General features: G+C 66.0%; 11 protein-coding genes and 1 pseudogene. 8 read left to right on the top strand and 4 right to left on the bottom strand.

Features of this window, described 5'->3' with window-relative positions; all coding sequences use genetic code 11:
* Positions 1–260: 260 nt before the first annotated feature.
* Positions 261–857, bottom strand: coding sequence for a TetR/AcrR family transcriptional regulator (locus tag KZX42_RS06200; protein ID WP_248118035.1), 597 nt, complete (start codon positions 855–857; stop codon positions 261–263).
* A gap of 322 nt (positions 858–1179) precedes the next feature.
* Between KZX42_RS06200 and KZX42_RS06195 the strand changes: the two genes are divergently transcribed.
* The 6 genes and pseudogenes from KZX42_RS06195 (at position 1180) to KZX42_RS06175 (ending at position 7812) form a co-directional block, all read left to right on the top strand.
* On the top strand, positions 1180–3309 hold the full coding sequence (locus KZX42_RS06195) for a TonB-dependent receptor (RefSeq protein WP_248118033.1): 2130 nt from the start codon (positions 1180–1182) through the stop codon (positions 3307–3309).
* Between the two features lie 195 nt (positions 3310–3504).
* Entirely contained in the window at positions 3505–3867 is a 363-nt protein-coding gene (locus KZX42_RS06190; protein ID WP_248118031.1) for a periplasmic heavy metal sensor, read from the top strand.
* A gap of 212 nt (positions 3868–4079) precedes the next feature.
* A pseudogene (locus KZX42_RS17315) lies at positions 4080–4176 on the top strand (hypothetical protein); the annotation flags it as partial.
* 137 nt (positions 4177–4313) lie between these two features.
* Positions 4314–6134 (top strand): copper resistance system multicopper oxidase, encoded by a 1821-nt coding sequence (locus tag KZX42_RS06185; RefSeq protein ID WP_248118029.1) that lies wholly within the window; start codon positions 4314–4316, stop codon positions 6132–6134.
* A complete protein-coding gene (locus KZX42_RS06180; protein ID WP_248118027.1) occupies positions 6131–7390 on the top strand; it encodes a copper resistance protein B in 1260 nt (419 codons plus the stop codon). The genes KZX42_RS06185 and KZX42_RS06180 overlap by 4 nt, the downstream gene beginning before the upstream one ends.
* An 11-nt stretch (positions 7391–7401) precedes the next feature.
* Complete coding sequence (locus KZX42_RS06175) at positions 7402–7812, top strand: copper resistance CopC family protein (RefSeq protein WP_184273077.1); 411 nt, start codon at positions 7402–7404, stop codon at positions 7810–7812.
* An 83-nt stretch (positions 7813–7895) separates the two neighbouring features.
* Here KZX42_RS06175 and KZX42_RS06170 read toward each other — a convergent pair whose 3' ends face one another.
* From KZX42_RS06170 to KZX42_RS06160, 3 genes are all read right to left on the bottom strand, one after another.
* Positions 7896–8648 (bottom strand): PepSY domain-containing protein, encoded by a 753-nt coding sequence (locus KZX42_RS06170; protein ID WP_184273080.1) that lies wholly within the window; start codon positions 8646–8648, stop codon positions 7896–7898.
* 211 nt (positions 8649–8859) lie between these two features.
* On the bottom strand, positions 8860–10584 hold the full coding sequence (gene poxB / locus KZX42_RS06165) for a ubiquinone-dependent pyruvate dehydrogenase (RefSeq protein WP_248118025.1): 1725 nt from the start codon (positions 10582–10584) through the stop codon (positions 8860–8862).
* Between the two features lie 133 nt (positions 10585–10717).
* Positions 10718–10918, bottom strand: coding sequence for a heavy-metal-associated domain-containing protein (locus KZX42_RS06160; protein ID WP_184273086.1), 201 nt, complete (start codon positions 10916–10918; stop codon positions 10718–10720).
* Positions 10919–11117: 199 nt separating this feature from the next.
* Here KZX42_RS06160 and KZX42_RS06155 point away from each other — a divergent pair, with 199 nt between their 5' ends.
* On the top strand, positions 11118–12770 hold the full coding sequence (locus KZX42_RS06155; protein WP_184273089.1) for an acetolactate synthase large subunit: 1653 nt from the start codon (positions 11118–11120) through the stop codon (positions 12768–12770).
* A 17-nt stretch (positions 12771–12787) separates the two neighbouring features.
* Complete coding sequence (locus KZX42_RS06150; protein ID WP_248118023.1) at positions 12788–14170, top strand: aldehyde dehydrogenase family protein; 1383 nt, start codon at positions 12788–12790, stop codon at positions 14168–14170.
* Positions 14171–14179: the final 9 nt, after the last annotated feature.

Genomic DNA, 14179 nt, shown 5'->3' with positions numbered 1-14179 from the left:
AAGTATAGAACAGGGCCGCCTGATCGACCCGCCGCTCGCCCATCATCACGCTGCCTCCGGTCTCAATGACCAGAGTGAATCAGCCCCTGAAGCCCGTGGCAATTGCCGACTTTTTCAACGGTATCGGCGCATTTCGGAACTTGTCCTATGAGTATGCACTCTCGACCGGTTCGGGATTGGCGAGGTTGAAGTCTCGGTGGTCTGGGCGTCACCAGACCGTACGTCGTTCTGATTCAGTCGCTTGGCGCATCCGCCCCCAATCAACGCGTCGCCGCCAATGCACCGGCCGTTACCAGTGGGACTGATTTTCGAAGAATTGATGCAGGCACGCCGTCGCAGGCTAGCGTCGATAAGCCGATCAAATGCGATAGTAGATACTGGCTGAGGAAAGTGGGATCCGTGATGTCGGAGAAACCTCTCATCGCATGAGAGATCGCAGTGCCTTGTCGACTCCGGCGTTCTCGCAGCTTCAGGAGCAGCTTTCGTTGACTAGGCTTGTCGCAGACTCGGCCGCTTAAGATCATACAGCCGAGTGGGCGCCGAGGGGCCGTATACCTCGAGATTGCATCTTCGAGGAGGACGGTGATAGCGGCTGACAAGGAGGTCGATGCTTCAACTCGGCTCATGTTCAAGACGCCATGGGTGATCTCGAAGCGCTTAATGGCAGCCAGGTAGAGCGAAGCCTTGTCACCGAAGGCCGAGTAGAGGCTGGTTTGGCCCACGCCCATGACCGCTCCAAGATCTCGCACAGATGCGCCGTCATACCCTACCTGCCAAAACAGGAGCATTGAGCGCTCGAGCGCAGAGTCTTCATCAAAACTCCTTGGACGTCCGAGAACGCTGGTCGTCTCAGCCATCGATCGCTCCCACCCCGGGCATGGTTTTAACGAGCGAGTGCTACAAAATCCTTTCCCTACGAACAGCTAATTCCGAAGCGGCCGCTACAAAACGCGAGGAATTGATACGGCCGATTCCGTAGCGAATGCTGCACAAGTCCTTATTGAGGTCCTGCGCAGTCAGTGAAGGGATGACAAGTGATCGGGGACGCCGCGCGGACGTAGCGCCCCCCGAAGGGTTTAGGTCGGCACGCGCGGCTTCTTGATCAGGATTTGATGCGAGGCGAATTCGAACGTTGTCGCGGGCCGATCGGAAACCGGAGACGTCACGGCCATCGAGGACGTGATCGTCACGGCCCAGAAGCGCGCCCAGCGAATCCAGGACGTGCCGCTGGCCGTCACGGTGCTGGACGGCGACGACGCCCAGCGCCGCGGCATAGACAGCGTGACCGGTTTGGTGGACGAGGTTCCGGGCGTCTCGGTCAACTACGCCTTCGGCGGCACCAACTACGGCCTGATCAGCATTCGAGGCATCGGCGGCGCCGATGACTACAAGCCCAACGGCAACCCCTCGGTCGCCCTTCATGTCGATGGCGTCTACCAGACCTCCAACGCCTATCTGGGCATGCCCCTGTTCGACCTGGACCGGGTCGAGATCCTGAAGGGACCGCAGGGCACCCTTTATGGACGCAACACCACGGCGGGCGTGATCAACGCCATCACCAAGGGGCCGGGCGAGGTGGTCGAGGGCGGCGGACGTCTCGAGATCGGCAGCCATGACTACACCGCCATGGAGGCCGCTGTCGGCGGGCCGCTGAGCGACAAGATCGGCGTGCGTCTGGCCGTCCTGGCCGAGCAGGGCGGGGGCTTCATGACCGGCGCGGGCGCGGGCGATCTGGCCGGCTATCGCCCGGTCATCGGCGGGGTCGTCCAGAGCCAGGTTCCGGCCATCGTCGATCCGGGCCGTCGCGAAGGCTTCGGCGACAAGGACCTGTTCGCCGGCCGGGCCACGGTCGCCTTCGACTTCACGCCGGACACCAACCTGACCGTGAAGCTGTTCGGCAGCCGCGACCGGGGCGACACGCGCCAGTGCGACCGCATCTCGGCGGCGCTGGACAGCAACATCGCCAACGCTGGCGAGAACGACGACCCCTACGAGTTCTATTCGTCCGAATATCCGACCCAGAGCATCGACATCTACGGCGTGTCGGCCGCGCTGGCGCATCGGTTTGCTGACAACCTGAACCTGGCCGTGATCGGCAACGTCCAGGGCACGACCCGTTCGGTCCGGGGCAACGGCGACGGTTCGCCCTATCCGGCCTCGCGTTTCGACGCCGACGAGACGCTGAGCCAGGCGTCGCTGGAAATGCGCCTCAGCGACGACACCGGCGGCCGCCTGGACTGGATCGCGGGCGTCTTCTACGTCTCGGACGACATCGACTTCGACACCCACTGGACCAGCTATACGGCCCGGACCAAGTACGACAACCTGCACAAGCAGACCCGCAACAGCTTCGCCGTCTTCGGCCAGGCGGACTATGACCTGACCGACAAGCTGACCCTGTCGGGCGGCCTGCGCTACACGCGAGACGAGGCGACCTTCAGCGGTCGCAACGATGACCTGAACCCCTGGGGCATCTCGACCTTCACCACCACCTTCGCAACGACCAACCCCTTCATCTGGGACCGCGCTTTCGAGGACGACAATGTCTCGGGCCGGGTCACGGCCAGGTACGCCTTCACTCCGAACCTGAACGTCTTCGTCTCGGCGGGGACAGGCTATCGCGGCGGCGGCTTCGACGGCACCTCCATCTTCACCCAGGCCGAGACCCTGCCGTTCGAGTCCGAGACCGTCATCGCCTACGAGACCGGGCTGCGCTGGACGACAGCCCGCCTGCGCCTCTCGCTGGACGCCTTCAGCTACAGGTTCAAGGAGCTGCAGGCGACGACCCGCCTGGCCAACGACACCAATGGTCGCGCCAACGTCGGCGAGGCCGAGAGCAAGGGCGTGGAGTTCGCCGTCAACGCCCTGCTGTTCGAAGGGGCGAACCAGACGCTGGACCTGGATGTGGCGGCGGCCTTCCTGGACACCGAGATCATCTCCTTCAGCTCGGCGCGCGTGGCCGAGGTGCTGTCGACGGTCGGGGATCCCCTCCCGGGCGCGCCGGACGTGACGGCCACCGCCTCGCTGAACCACGGGCTGATGCTGGCCAACGGCTGGCGCCTGGACACACGGCTGTCGGTTTCGCACCACGGCGAGGAAAGCAACCGCCTGAACGCCGCGCCGGGCAATACGGCTGAGGCCTACACCCTGCTGAACGCACGGGTGGAACTGGAGAGCGCGGCCAACTGGGCGGTCTACGCCTATGGCCGCAACATCACCGACGAGGTCTACTTCCCGGAGCTGAACGGCGCGTCGCGGCTGGTCGGCGCCCCGGCGACCTATGGCGTGGGGCTGCGCTACAGCTTCTGAGGGTCCAATTGCGCCGTCGCTCTCACGTCAAGGCGACGGCGCATGCCGGGGGATGACCGAACAGTTCATATTGCTGCATTCTCGCTCGCGCGGCTGGAGGGTCGGTGATGTCGATGGGATGGAAGTCGGTCGCCGGCACCGTCGCTCTAGCGCTGATCGCCATGGCGCGGGGGGGCGTGGGGCGGGGGCGCCTGGGTGCAGAAACGCGATGCGCCGCCCTCGCTGCATGCCATCGTTTACCGCGATCTGGCGCTTGACGCCGATCAAGGCGTCCGTATCGAGGCTATTGAGGCGCGCTTCGCGCCCCGGCGGATCGCACTCGAGGCCCGCGTCCAGGCCGCGAATCGAGAATTGGCCGCCGCCATTTCCGCCAGCGACGGGGATGTGAGCGTCGTGCGGCCCGCCGTCGATCACTTCCATGACGCCATAGGGGAGCTTCAGCAGGCGACCATCACGCACATTTCCGAAATGAGAATGGTGAGACGCCGGTTCAGGCGGATCGGTTCGACGGGAAGCTGGTTGTCGCGATTCTCGCCGAGGGCGCATGAGCGTCGGTGACCCATAAGAGCCTTGAAGCCCGCGCCGCCCGCCGGCGCCGCTCGACAGCGCCGAGGCGTTGAGGGTGGGGAGGGCGCGCCTGCGCCTGATGACAGTCTCGCGACGCGGGAACTGCTCTCGGCCCTTGACCGTTCAGTCGTGGCCCTGCCTCCGAAATTGAAGGAGCCGCTGCTGCTGACGGCTATGGACGGCCTGAGTTAGGCGCAGGCCGCCGCGATTCTGGGCGTCTCGATCAAGACCGTCGAGACGCGCGTGGCCAGGGCGCGTCGCAGTCTTGCGGCCAGTCTGTCCAGGCTTCGGGACGTCTGAGGCGGACTTGGCCATCCGTCACGCCGGAATGGCGGTGCGGCGAAGGGTGCGGCGCCCTGTCGCGAGGGGCGCGGCTTTTTCTTGCGTAAATTTGATAAAAGGCTCGCGAGGCGGGCATAATCCAGGCGGAGTAGAGCATGAGGCTTCATAGACGGGCCCTCTTTGGCGGCGCGGCGGGGCTGTGGGCGGCTCAGGGGCTGATGCCGGCATGGGCGCAGTCGGGGTCGCGGGGACTCGCGCCGACGCTGCCGACCCTTGAAGGGCCAGAGGTTCGCCTCAGCGTCGGCCATTCGCCGTTCACCGTCGGCGGGCGCACCGGTCATGCCGTCACTGTCAATGGAACCGTGCCTGCGCCGCTGGTGCGGCTGCGCGAAGGGCAGAACGTCCGGCTGATGGTGACCAACACCCTGGACGAGGACACATCCATCCACTGGCATGGCCTGTTGCTGCCGTTCCAGATGGACGGTGTGCCGGGCATCAGCTTTCCCGGCATCCGCCCGCGCGAAACCTTTGTCTATGAGTTTCCGGTGATCCAGTCGGGGACCTACTGGTATCATTCGCATTCCGGCCTTCAGGAGGCGATGGGCCATTACGGGCCCCTGGTCATCGACCCGGCCGGGACCGATCCCGTGGCCTATGACCGCGAACATGTGCTGGTGCTGGCGGACTGGAGCTTCATGCATCCGCACCAGATCCTGGATAAGCTGAAGAAAAGCCCCGGCTATTTCAACCAGCAGCGCACCACCCTGGCGGGCCTGCTGTCCGGTGAGGACGGCGTCAGCCCGGCTGATCGGCGCATGTGGGGATCGATGCGCATGGATCCGCGTGACATCTCGGACGTCACCGGGACGACCTACACCTATCTGATCAACGGCCATGGCCCGCAGGAGAACTGGACGGGTCTGTTCCGGCCGGGAGAGCGGGTGCGGCTGCGCGTCATCAACGCCTCGGCTATGACCATCTTCAACGTGCGCATTCCGGGTCTGGCCATGACGGTGGTCAATGCCGACGGCGAGAATGTGCGGCCGGTCGAGACGGACGAGTTCCAGATTTCAGTGGCCGAGACCTATGACGTCATCGTCCAGCCGACCGAGGACCGCGCCTATACCATCGTCTCCGAAGCGGTCGACCGTTCGGGCATGGGGCGGGCGACACTGGCCCCCCGTATGGGCATGACGGCGGAGGTTCCCCCCCTCCGGCAGGTGCCGACCCTGACCATGCGCGACATGGGCATGGGAAGCATGGCCGGGATGGATCACAGCGGCATGGACATGGGCGGCATGGACCACAGCGGCATGGACCACAGCGGCATGGACATGAGCGGCATGGATCATTCCGCCATGGCGCAGGACGGCATGGGACAGGCCGCGCCCATGGATCATGGAAACATGGGCCATGACATGCGCAATCCCGACAATGCGCCGGCCAATATGGCGGTGGGCGTCGGGGTGGACATGGTGGCGCCGTCGCCCGCCAACCGTCTGGCTGAACGGCCCATGGGGCTGGAGAACGAACCGCATCGCGTGCTGGTCTATACCGATCTGGTGTCCCTGACGCCGAACAAGGATCAGCGGCCCCCGGCGCGTTCGATGGAAATCCACCTGACCGGCAATATGGAGCGGTTCATGTGGGGTTTCGACGGTCGAAAATTCTCTGAACTGGTCGAGCCTATCCGCTTCGAGCGCGACGAGCGCGTGCGGGTGACGCTGGTGAACGACACCATGATGTCCCACCCGATCCATCTGCATGGCCACTTCTTTGAACTGGTGACGGGCGGGCCGGCCGGGCATCAGCCGTTGAAGCACACGGTCAATGTCGCGCCCGGCTCCAAGGTCACTTTTGACCTGACCGCCGATGCGCCGGGCGACTGGGCCTTCCACTGCCACATGCTGATGCACATGCATGCGGGCATGTTCAACGTCGTGACCGTGCGACCCCTCGATGGAGACGCCGCATGATCCGGCTCGCGATCGGTCTTCTGCCTCTGATGGCCGCCGCAGGGACGGTTTCGGCTCAGGATCACAGTCAGCACCCGTCCGCCCAGAACGCGCCGCAGACCCCTGCGGCCACCGTAAGCGACCCACATGCAGGTCACGACATGAGCGCCATGACGTCTCAAGCCGCGGACCCTCATGCGGGGCACGACATGAGCGCGGCCCAGCGCCCGGCCCAGACTCCGGCTCAGACGCAGACCCCGGCTCCGACGCAGGCCGATCCGCACGCCGGCCACGACATGAGCGCCATGGCGCCTCAGGCTGCGGACCCGCATGCGGGTCACGACATGAGTTCCATGACGCCTCAGGCCGGGAACCCACATGCAGGCCACGATATGAGCGCCATGTCTCAGGCTGGTTCTCAGGCCAGTTCTCAGGCCGATCCGCATGCGGGTCACGACATGAGCGGCATGACCAGCATGGGGCCGCCCGATGTGCCGACCAGCGCCAATGACGCCGGACGTCCGCCTGTCCCGCCGCCGCCGGCTGCGGCGCTGTCGGGTCCGCGCCATGCGGCGGACGCCATCTTCGGCGAGGCGGCGATGTCGAGCGCGCGCGAGGTTCTGGTGCGCGAGAATGGCGATATTCGCACCACGGCCGTGGTCATTGATCGGCTTGAGGCCGGTTTCGGCGACGGAAACGAAAACTGGGCGTGGGATGTCGGCGGCTGGACCGGGGGCGACATCAACCGCTTCTGGTGGAAGTCAGAGGGCGGCGGCGACTTCGGCGGCGATGGCGAGGTCGAGGGTGAAGTCCAGGCGCTTTACAGTCGGGCTGTCGCGCCCTTCTGGGATGTCCAGGCGGGCGTGCGTCAGGACTTCCGCGAGGGTGGAGAAGACACGACCCATCTGGTGTTGGGCATCCAGGGACTGGCGCCCTATTGGTTCGAGGTCGACGGTGCGGCCTTTCTGTCGACCGAGGGCGACCTGACCGCACGTTTCGAGGCGGAGTATGACCAGCGCATCACCCAGAAGCTGATCCTGCAGCCGCGTGTGGAGGTCGAGGCGTCGGCTTCGGACATTCCTGAACTGCAACTGGCGTCAGGTCTGACCCATGTTTCGGCCGGAGTGCGCCTTCGCTACGAGTTCAAAAAGGAATTCGCCCCCTATGTCGGGGTCGAATGGAGCAGCGATCTGGGCGGCACCGCCGACCTGACGCGCGCCATGGGCGGGGAGCCCGAGCACACCCGGGTGGTCGTTGGTGTGCGTGCGTGGTTCTAAGGAGAAAAGACATGCGTAAATCCACCCTGCTGGCCGCTGTCGCGGCTGTTTTCATCGCCACGCCGGTTCTGGCCCAGCAACAGGGCCACGCCGGTCACGGCGACCATGGCTCTGCGCCGCGCGCCCAGGCTTCGGCGGCGACGCCGAGCGGCGTCGTCACCGTCCCGGCGGACGGGGCCATGCTGAATGGCTCGCCGCAGCGTTTCTCGGCGACTTTCCCTCAGCCGATGACCTTGCGCAGCGTCACCATCACGCCGCAGGGCCGTGCGGCCATTCAGGCGCCGGTGACGGCGGCGGCGGCGTCCAGGCAGGTCTCGACGGCCCTGCCGCGTCTCGCGGCGGGCAACTACACCCTGAACTGGACCGCTCAGGGCGCTGATGGGCAAGCCGTGAACGGCGCCGTGCGTTTCATGGTTCACTGACCCCCTGAGGCGAGCGATGACGCCGGATGATCCCGGCGTCATCGCCATTGCCTGACCGCCGCCATGACGACCGGGCGGCGCCTTCAGGAATTGCCTGTCCGTCCCGACGTCCGGCGCGGTTTGCCGCCGCGACGGACGCGCCACTGCACGAAATCGCGCTCTAGCCTGATCCAGAGCAGCACGAAGCCGGACAGGACGACGACGAGCGACAGGGCGCTGGCGGCGATGAGCAGCGGGTGGTTGAAGTTCTCGCCTGTCTTGAAGTCCAGAATGTGCAGGCGCCAGAAGAAGTCGTACAGACGCCAGACGGCGGACCGGCGCGTTATGACCTCGCCGGTGTCGGGCGAGACGTAGAAACGGGTTTTTTCCCGGTCATTGAAATCGACACGCCAGAGCGGACCCGTGCGACCTGTCTCGCGCTTGGCGTCGTTGAGCCGCGTCGCCGCGACGGCCTGGGCCCCGCCGCGATACACAGCCGTCGCCAGTCGCCGGGCCTCGTCTGCTTCCAGCGGTGCAAACGTCTGACCCGTGCGCGCGTCCAGGGTGATCGGCGCGCCTTCCGTCGGTGTCAGCAGCCAGGCGGGGCCGCGCGGCGTCGATTTAAGCTCGGCGCGCGTCGGCGTCAGATTCCGCTCGGCGACGACCGCGTCGAGGGCGCGTATGCCGGTCAGGTCCAGCGCCTGGGGCTGCGCCGTCCGCACCCTGTGCTCGCCACGGACAGTCTCGATCGGAATGGCGGTCATGACCAGACCGCCGCCGACCCAGAACAGTATCTGCAAACCGACCAGAACCGCGATCCATTTGTGGATCTGGGCGGAAAGACGAAGCAGCTTCATTCGCTTGGAGCCACAGCGACCGGCGTCGTCAGACAGGAGAGGCCCGGACAGGCAAAGTCAGGACAGGCAAGGGTAGGGCAGGCGCGGCTGGTCAAGATTGATCTCCCCCTTGAGACTCGGTTGTCTGACCGACGCCGCGTTTCACCTTAACGCCGGAAAAGGCGGCGGCAAGATCGGCGCAGGGGGCTGTTCAAAGCCGTCGGCGGCGGAGCTAGCGACGCAGGTTCGTGCGGGCCAGTTCGACCACTTCGTCGCCACGTCCGTTGATGATCGCCCGCAGCATATAGAGGCTGAAGCCCTTGGCCTGTTCAAGCTGGATCTTCGGCGGCATCACCAGTTCCTGCTTGGCCGTCACCACGTCGACCAGCGCCGGGCCGGGGTGGGCGAAGGCTTCCATGAGCGCCGCATCGACATCGTCGGACGCCTCGACCCGGATGCCCTTGACCCCCATGGCGCGGGCCATGGCGGCGAAATCGGGGTTTTTCAGGTCGGTGCCGGTGTCCAGATAGCCGCCCGCCTTCATCTCCATGGCCACAAAGCCCAGAGAGCCGTTGTTATAGACCACCACCTTCACCGGCAGGTCGAGCTGCGACAGTGTGATGAAGTCGCCCATCATCATGGTGAAGCCGCCGTCTCCGGACAGGGAAACGACCTGGCGGTCGGGCGCGGCGGCCTGGGCGCCGATCCCCTGCAGCATGGCGTTGGCCATGGAGCCGTGGTTGAACGAGCCGAGCAGCCGCCGCCGCCCGTTCATCGTCAGATAGCGCGCCGCCCAGACGGTCGGGGTGCCGACATCGGCGGTGAAGATGGCGTCCTTGGCCGCGATCTCGTCGATGCGGCGGGTCAGATACTGGGGATGGATGGGGCGTCCCCGGACGGACGGGGTCGCAAGGTCGTCGAGCGCCTGACGCGCTGAGGCGTAGTGCTTTAGGGCCCGGTCGAGGAAGTCGCGGTCAGGTCTCGCCTTCAACCGGGGCAGGAGCGCCGTCAGGGTCTCGCCGACGTCGCCGACCAGACCCAGTGTGAGGGGGGCGCGCCGGCCCAGGGCGCCCGGATCGCGATCAACCTGAAGTATTCGCGCCTCCTTCGGATAGAAGGCGCGATACGGGAAGTCGGAGCCGAGCATCAGGACGGTGTCGCTGGACATCAGTGCGTGATAGCCGGACGAGAAGCCGATCAGACCTGTCATGCCCACGTCGAAGGGATTGTCCCATTCGACATGCTCCTTGCCGCGCAGGGCGTGGACGATCGGAGCCTTCAGCCGCTCGGCCAGCTCGATCAGGGCGTCATGATGACCGGCGCACCCGCTGCCCGCGAGAATGGTGACGGCCTGGCTCTGATCCAGCAGGGCGGCGAAGCGATCCATCTCGTCCTCGGGAGGGAGAATCCGGGGCGGGCGGGGCGCCGTATAGCGGGGCGTTGCGGATACCGGCGACGGGGCCAGCGCCACATCACCCGGCAACACGAGGACGGCGACGCCCTTCTGTCCGATCGCAACGTTCAGGGCGCGGTGAAGCATTTCGGGAAGCTGGGCCGGATTGGAAATCAGCTCGACGAAATCCGCGCACTCCCGGAACAGCTCCTGGGGATGGGTTTCCTGAAAATAATTCAGGCCGATCTCGGAGGAGGGAATGTGGGCGGCGATGGCGAGCACCGGCACATGGTTGCGCTTGCAGTCGAACAGACCGTTGATCAGGTGCAGGTTGCCAGGGCCGCAACTGCCGGCGCAGACGGCCAGTTCCCCGGTGATCGCCGCTTCAGCCCCCGCTGCGAAGGCGGCTGTTTCCTCATGGCGCACCGACATCCAGTCGATCCGGCCCATGCGGCGCAGACTGTCGTTCAGTCCGTTCAGGCTGTCGCCGGTCACCCCCCATATGCGGGTCACGCCTGCGTCGGCGAGGGTTTCGGCGATAAGGTCGGCGACGGTTTCGGTCATTTCGAACTCCTCTGGCTGGCGATCCTGGCCAAACCTTGTGACGATCCCGCGACCGGATCGGACAGGGGGCGAGCGTCGCCGCCCGGGAGGCGGGATCTCTTCATGCGCGGAGGAGATCCCTGCCCGATACGGCTCAGGCGACAGGTGTCGAGGGGTAGCCGGCTTCGGCGAGCGCGGACTGGACCTGGGCTTGGTTCGAAACGGTGTCGACCGTGACCTCGCGTCGCTCGGTGGAGGTGTCGACCCGGGCGTCGGGGTCCAGGGCCAGGATGGCCTTCGTGACGCCGCTGGCGCAGCCTCCGCAGGCCATTTTCGGAATGCTGAGATGGATCATGGCGATCTCCTTGGGTTTGCAGGAAAACCACGGTCCGGCTTCCAACAGTGGCAATGTCAAGCCTCCGCCGGAATGATAATTCCGGGCTTGACCTTGCCACTGTTGAAAGGCCCATCCTGCCTGCGAAGGGCTGGTCAGCCGAGGCGTTCCCGGGCGCGGCGCCGGAATCGGTCCGTCCGCTCACTGAAGGGAGGCTTCGATGCCCAAGGGTTCCGACATTCTGGTCAGCGCGCTCGAAAACGAGGGCGTTGAACGCATCTTCGGCGTGCCGGGCGAGGAAAACCTCGATCTTGTGGAATCCCTGCGCAATTCAAAGATTGAACTGGTCCTGACCCGGCATGAGCAGGCCGCAGCCTTCATGGCCGCCACCTATGGCCGCCTGACCGGCAAGCCGGGGGTGTGTCTGGCGACGCTTGGTCCCGGCGCCCTGAACTTTTCGACCGGCGCCGCCTATGCCCATCTGGGGGCCATGCCGATGATCCTGATCACCGGCCAGAAGGCGATCATGACGGCCAAACAGGCGCGCTTCCAGATCGTGGACGTCATCGCCTCCATGCGCCCCCTGACCAAGATGACCCGGCAGATTCTGAGCGCCGCCAGCATCCCGACCGTGGTGCGCGACGCTTTCCGCGTGGCCATGGAGGAGCGCCCGGGTCCGGTGCATCTTGAACTGCCCGAGGACGTGGCGTCCGAGACGGCGGATGTCGCGCCCATTCCCATTCACGCCCTGGAACGGCCTGTCGCCACCGAGGCCGCCCTTGATCGGGCAGCCGGGATGATCCTGGCGGCGCAGCGCCCTTTGGTCATGATCGGCGCCGGGGGCAATCGTCCGCGACTGGTCGAACCGCTGTCCGCCTTTGTTCGCGCGACGGGCCTGCCCTTCTTCAACACCCAGATGGGCAAGGGCGCCGTGGATGGCGGCTCGAACCTCTACATGGGCACGGCGGCCCTGTCCGAAGGCGACTATGTGCATGAGGCGATCGGACTGGCTGACCTGATCATCGCCATCGGCCATGATACGGTCGAGAAGCCGCCGTTCCTGATGCGCGACGCCGGGGGGCCGAAGGTGCTGCATGTCGGGGTCCAGTCGGCGACGGTGGAGCAGGTCTATCATCCGGATGCCGAGGTGATCGGCGATATCGGGGCGACGGCCTCGGGGCTGGCCCGGCGCCTGTCGGGGCGACTGGCGCCCCAGACACGGATGCTGGAACTGCGCCAGAGCATCTTGGCGCGCATTGCAGACCGGGCGGACGAGGATCGCTTCCCGGTCACGCCACAGCGCCTGGTGCGCGATGTCCGCGCCGTCATGCCGGACGACGGGATCGTCTGTCTGGACAACGGCATGTACAAGATCTGGTTCGCCCGGAACTACCGGACCCATGTGGCCAACACCCTCCTGCTCGACAATGCACTGGCGACCATGGGGGCGGGTCTGCCGTCGGCGATGATGGCGGCGATGCTGCATCCCGACCGGCGGGTCATGGCGGTGTGCGGCGACGGCGGGTTCATGATGAACTCCCAGGAGATGGAGACGGCCGTCCGTCTGGGCCTCGATCTCGTCGTCCTGGTCCTCAACGACGGGGCCTATGGCATGATCCGCTGGAAGCAGGCGGTCGACGATTTTCCGGATTTCGGCATGACCTTCGGCAATCCGGACTTCGTGCGCTACGCCGAGGCCTACGGCGCCAAGGGCTCCCGCGTGACGTCGGCGGCGGATCTTGGCCCTGTGCTGGAGGCCGCGTTCGCCGGCGGCGGCGTTCACCTGGTGGACTGCGCCATCGACTACTCCGAGAACACCCGGGTGCTGGTCGATGAGCTGAAGACCCGGGCGTCGGCGATCGACCTGTCCTGAGCGTGCCGGAGAATATTATGCTGCAGATCGTACAACCCTACGACCAGGCCCTCATCGCCGGGATTGAGACTGACGACGCGGCGGCGCTGGAGCGAAAGTTGCAGACCGCCCGCGATCTCTTCACGCACCGTGACCGGTGGCTGAAACCGCATGAGCGGGTGGCCGTCCTTCGGCGACTGGCCCAACTGATGGAGGCGCGACGGGAGCATTTCGCGATGCAAATCGCGCGCGAGGGCGGAAAGCCGCTGGCCGACGCCCGGATCGAGGCCGTTCGCGCCATCGACGGGGTCCGGAACGCCGCCGACGAGCTCAGGACCTTCTCCGGACGCGAGATCCCCATGGGCCTGTCGCCCGCATCGGACGACCGCTGGGCCTTCACGACTCGGGAGCCGATCGGGGTGGTGGCCGCGATCTCGGCCTTCAACCATCCCCTGAACCTGATCGTGCACCAGATCGTGCCCGCAATCGCCGCCGGTTGTCCGGTCATTGTGAAGCCGGCCGAGGCTACGCCCCTGTCCTGCCTGGATCTCGTCGCCCTCGTCCGGGAGGCGGGCCTGCCGGAAGCCTGGTGCCAGACCCTGATCACCGCGGACACCGCGCTTGCCGAAAGGCTCGCCACGGATCCGCGCATCGCCTTTCTCAGCTTCATCGGCTCGGCCCGCGTGGGATGGTATCTGCATTCACGCCTGGCGCCCGGCGTGCGTTCCGCGCTGGAACACGGCGGCGCGGCGCCGGCCATCGTCGATCGTAGCGCGGATCTTGACGCCCTGATCGAGCCTGTCGTGAAAGGCGCCTTCTATCATGCCGGGCAGGTCTGTGTGTCGACCCAGCGGCTCTATGTGCATGACGTGGTCTTCGAGGCCGTCGCGGAGCGACTGGTCGCCCGCGTGGCGGCTCTGCGCACGGGCGATCCGACGCGGGAGGACACCGAGGTCGGCCCGCTGATCCGGGGGCGTGAGGCTGATCGGGTGGCGGCCTGGATCGAAGAGGCGGTCGCGGGCGGCGCCCGTCTGGCCATCGGGGGAGGGCGCCTGTCGCAGACAACCCTGGAGCCAGCGGTGCTGCTCGATCCGCCCGCCGAGGCCCGGATTTCGCGCGAGGAGGTGTTCGGGCCCGTGCTGGCTCTCTACCGCTACCAGGATCTAGACGAGGCGATCTCGCGCGCCAACGCTCTGCCGACGGCCTTCCAGGCCAGTGTCTTCGCTCGCGACATCGGTGTCGCGCTCAGGGCGGCGGACCGGCTGGACGCCTCGGCGGTCATGGTCAACGATCCGACCACCTTCCGGACCGACTGGATGCCCTTCGCCGGGCGTCGGACCTCCGGGTACGGGACCGGCGGGATCGGTTACACCCTGCGGGATATGACGCAGGAGAAGATGGTCGTGCTCCGCCGGGGTTGAGACCTGACG

It is taken from the genome of Brevundimonas sp. EYE_349 (assembly GCF_023147505.1).
Classification (GTDB): domain Bacteria; phylum Pseudomonadota; class Alphaproteobacteria; order Caulobacterales; family Caulobacteraceae; genus Brevundimonas.
The sequence above is the reverse complement of the archived record's forward strand: the minus strand, read 5'-3'. Positions and strand labels throughout refer to the sequence as shown.

Excerpts from the sequence above, each read along its gene's own strand:
- KZX42_RS06180 (WP_248118027.1), top strand. The coding sequence starts at position 6,131 with ATGATCCGGCTCGCGATCGGTCTTCTGCCTCTGATGGCCGCCGCAGGG.
- KZX42_RS06175 (WP_184273077.1), top strand. The coding sequence starts at position 7,402 with ATGCGTAAATCCACCCTGCTGGCCGCTGTCGCGGCTGTTTTCATCGCC.
- KZX42_RS06170 (WP_184273080.1), bottom strand. The coding sequence starts at position 8,648 with ATGAAGCTGCTTCGTCTTTCCGCCCAGATCCACAAATGGATCGCGGTT.
- KZX42_RS06185 (WP_248118029.1), top strand. The coding sequence starts at position 4,314 with ATGAGGCTTCATAGACGGGCCCTCTTTGGCGGCGCGGCGGGGCTGTGG.
- KZX42_RS06155 (WP_184273089.1), top strand. The coding sequence starts at position 11,118 with ATGCCCAAGGGTTCCGACATTCTGGTCAGCGCGCTCGAAAACGAGGGC.
- poxB (WP_248118025.1), bottom strand. The coding sequence starts at position 10,584 with ATGACCGAAACCGTCGCCGACCTTATCGCCGAAACCCTCGCCGACGCA.
- KZX42_RS06200 (WP_248118035.1), bottom strand. The coding sequence starts at position 857 with ATGGCTGAGACGACCAGCGTTCTCGGACGTCCAAGGAGTTTTGATGAA.
- KZX42_RS06160 (WP_184273086.1), bottom strand. The coding sequence starts at position 10,918 with ATGATCCATCTCAGCATTCCGAAAATGGCCTGCGGAGGCTGCGCCAGC.
- KZX42_RS06150 (WP_248118023.1), top strand. The coding sequence starts at position 12,788 with ATGCTGCAGATCGTACAACCCTACGACCAGGCCCTCATCGCCGGGATT.